Origin of the sequence: Phocaeicola sp. (assembly GCF_048170425.1) — a bacterium.
Lineage (GTDB): Bacteria > Bacteroidota > Bacteroidia > Bacteroidales > Bacteroidaceae > Phocaeicola.
This window is the reverse complement of record NZ_DBEXBB010000212.1, coordinates 1-3101: the sequence shown is the minus strand read 5'-3', so window position 1 is coordinate 3101 and position 3101 is coordinate 1. Positions and strand designations below refer to the sequence as shown.

2 protein-coding genes, 2 tRNA genes and 1 pseudogene are annotated in these 3101 nt (G+C 40.2%); 4 read left to right on the top strand and 1 reads right to left on the bottom strand.

Annotated elements, in window-relative coordinates:
• Positions 1 to 66: 66 nt before the first annotated feature.
• Positions 67 to 139 (bottom strand) — tRNA-Phe (locus tag ACMJ0U_RS08430).
• A gap of 162 nt (positions 140 to 301) precedes the next feature.
• Here ACMJ0U_RS08430 and ACMJ0U_RS08425 point away from each other — a divergent pair.
• From ACMJ0U_RS08425 to ACMJ0U_RS08410, 4 genes and pseudogenes are all read left to right on the top strand, one after another.
• Positions 302 to 374 (top strand) — tRNA-Pro (locus ACMJ0U_RS08425).
• A gap of 173 nt (positions 375 to 547) precedes the next feature.
• Complete coding sequence (rimP, locus tag ACMJ0U_RS08420) at positions 548 to 1015, top strand: ribosome assembly cofactor RimP (RefSeq protein WP_417129536.1); 468 nt, start codon at positions 548 to 550, stop codon at positions 1013 to 1015.
• A gap of 2 nt (positions 1016 to 1017) precedes the next feature.
• Positions 1018 to 2277, top strand: coding sequence for a transcription termination factor NusA (gene nusA / locus ACMJ0U_RS08415; protein ID WP_117673827.1), 1260 nt, complete (start codon positions 1018 to 1020; stop codon positions 2275 to 2277).
• 104 nt (positions 2278 to 2381) lie between these two features.
• Positions 2382 to 3101, top strand: a pseudogene (locus ACMJ0U_RS08410) (translation initiation factor IF-2); the annotation flags it as partial.

Here is a 3101-nt window from a genome sequence, read left to right as displayed (position 1 = left end):
GGAAAACAAAAAATCCCGATTTCGCTTGGAAATCAGGATTTTACTGTCTTTTGCTTTTCTTCAAAGTGGTGCCACCAGGAATCGAACCGGGGACACAAGGATTTTCAGTCCTTTGCTCTACCAACTGAGCTATGGCACCATCGTTTTGTGTTTGCAAAGATAGGCCAAAATCTTTAATCTCCAAAATAAACGGGATGAAAATGGTAAAAAATAATTTTTTATGAAAAAAACTTATTCTTTTTTTTGTTGGTATTGAAAATATATCTACCTTTGCGTCGCAAACGAAAGATAACGTTGCTATCGGAATGTAGCGCAGTTGGTAGCGCACTACGTTCGGGACGTAGGGGTCGGGCGTTCGAGTCGCCTCATTCCGACTGAAAAGCGGCAGATGATTTACATCATTTGCCGCTTTTTCATACTTCTCCTCGGTAATAAATAATTTAGCCATTATTTTGTGTGACATGAGATTATTTATATCTTTGCAAATGATTGGATGAAAAGGTGGAGGGGCGATTTAGCTCCTTTTTTTGTTCTTAATAGTTAATACATGATAGATAAAAACGTTGTAGCTCGGATTGTAGAGGAATGGCTGGAAGATAAAAGTTATTTTCTGGTTGATGTAAATGTGAGTCCGGATGACAAAATTGTAGTGGAAATAGATCATGCAGAAGGCGTATGGATAGACGACTGTGTGGAGTTGAGCCGTTACATTGAGTCAAAATTGAGTCGTGAAGAAGAAGATTATGAACTGGAAGTAGGCTCTGCGGGAATCGGTCAGCCATTTAAGGTACTGCAGCAGTATGTGGTACATGTAGGATGTGAAGTAGAAGTACTGGACAAGACAGGGAAGAAATGGACCGGTGTGCTGACAGATGCCAACGAGGAGAATTTTACGCTTACGGTAGAAGTAAAAATGAAGCCGGAAGGTGCTAAGCGTCCGAAACTGGTGGAACAGAATGTAACCTTTACGTATGATGAGATAAAATACACCAAATACTTAATTAGCTTTAAATAATTATGGCCAAAAAAGAAGAAACTGTCAGCTTGATTGACACATTCTCGGAATTTAAGGAATTGAAGAACATTGATCGCACCACGATGGTGAGCGTGTTGGAAGAGTCATTCCGCAGTGTGATTGCAAAAATGTTCGGTACAGATGAAAATTATGATGTGATTGTAAATCCAGATAAGGGAGATTTTGAAATCTGGCGTAACCGTGAAGTCGTGGCAGATGAGGAGCTGACTAATCCGAACCTGCAGATTGCATTGTCGGAAGCACGCAAGATTGATGCATCGTATGAAGTGGGAGAGGAAGTGACCGATGAGGTGATTTTTGAAAAATTCGGCCGCCGTGCAATTCTGAATCTTCGCCAGACACTGGCTTCAAAGATTCTGGAGTTGGAAAAAGACAGCTTGTATAATAAATACATTGATAAAGTAGGCACTGTAATCAGTGCGGAAGTGTATCAGATTTGGAAAAAAGAAATCCTGTTGCTGGACGATGAAGGTAATGAATTGCTGTTGCCTAAGACAGAACAGATTCCGAGTGACTTCTACCGGAAAGGAGAAACTGCTCGTGCCGTAGTAGCTCGTGTAGATAATAAGAACAACAATCCGAAGATTATTTTGAGCCGTACATCGCCAGTCTTCCTGCAGCGTTTGTTTGAACAGGAAGTTCCTGAAATTAATGACGGACTGATTACTATTAAGAAAATAGCCCGTATCCCGGGAGAACGTGCTAAGATTGCGGTAGAATCGTATGATGAACGTATTGATCCGGTGGGGGCATGTGTAGGTGTGAAAGGTTCTCGTATTCATGGTATCGTGCGTGAATTGCGTAATGAAAATATTGATGTGATTAACTATACATCTAACATTCAGTTGTTTATTCAGCGTGCTTTGAGCCCGGCAAAAGTTTCATCTATCATTATGCATGAGGATGAAAAGAGAGCTGAGGTGTATTTGAAGCCGGAAGAAGTGTCGTTGGCTATTGGTAAAGGCGGATTGAATATTAAACTGGCTAGTATGCTGACTGAATATACAATCGATGTTTACCGTGAACTGGGTGAAGATGCTGTGGCTGATGAGGATATCTATTTGGATGAATTCAAGGATGAAATTGACGAATGGGTTATCAATGCGATTAAAGCTATCGGAATTGATACAGCTAAAGGCGTATTGAATGCACCGCGTGAGATGCTCATCGAAAAAGCAGACTTGGAGGAAAATACGGTGGATGATATTCTGAGAATTTTAAAAGCAGAGTTTGAGGAATAATAGCGCTTGCTTGTAATGACAGATGAGGATGAAAGTTTCATTCTCGTCTGCTTGTTTATCTGTGACTGATATATTTTCCAGAACTCTAAAAATTGTGATGAATTATGACTATAAGATTGAATAAAGTAACAAGAGATTTGAATGTTGGAATAACCACGGTGGTAGACTTTTTGCAGAAAAAAGGATATACAGTCGAGGCGAACCCAAATACCAAAATTACTGAAGAACAGTATGCTGCGCTGGTAAAAGAGTTCAGCAAAGATAAGGATTTGAAAATAGAGTCTGAGAAAATTATTCAGGAACGGCAGAATAAGGAGCGTAATAAGGCTTCTGTTTCTATTGAGGATATTCATCCGGAATTAAAGAAACCGGAAGTAATAGAGACAGTGGTTCCAGAAGATGTGCGACCTAAATTCAAGCCTGTAGGTAAAATAGACTTGGATGGTCTGAAGAAAAAGAAAAAACCGGCTGTGGTTGAGCCTGCTGAAACGTCTGTGGCAGAGGAAGGGCCAGCTAAGCCAGAATCAGAGAATAAACAAACTGAGGTAGAAATAGCGGAGGTTAAAATTGAAGAAACTCCCATACAACAACCTCAGGCAGAAGAAAAAGAAGAACCGAAACAGCCGGAGATAAAGGCAGAAGAATTGAAACCAGAGCCGATGGAAGAAGAAAAAAAGCAACAATCTGTTCAGGAAAATAAAGGAGACGAAGTCTTCAAAATTCGTCCGACAGAATTTAAATCAAAGATTAATGTAGTAGGTCAGATTGATTTGGCCGCATTGAACCAGTCTACCCGCCCGAAGAAGAAATCGAAAGAGGAAAAA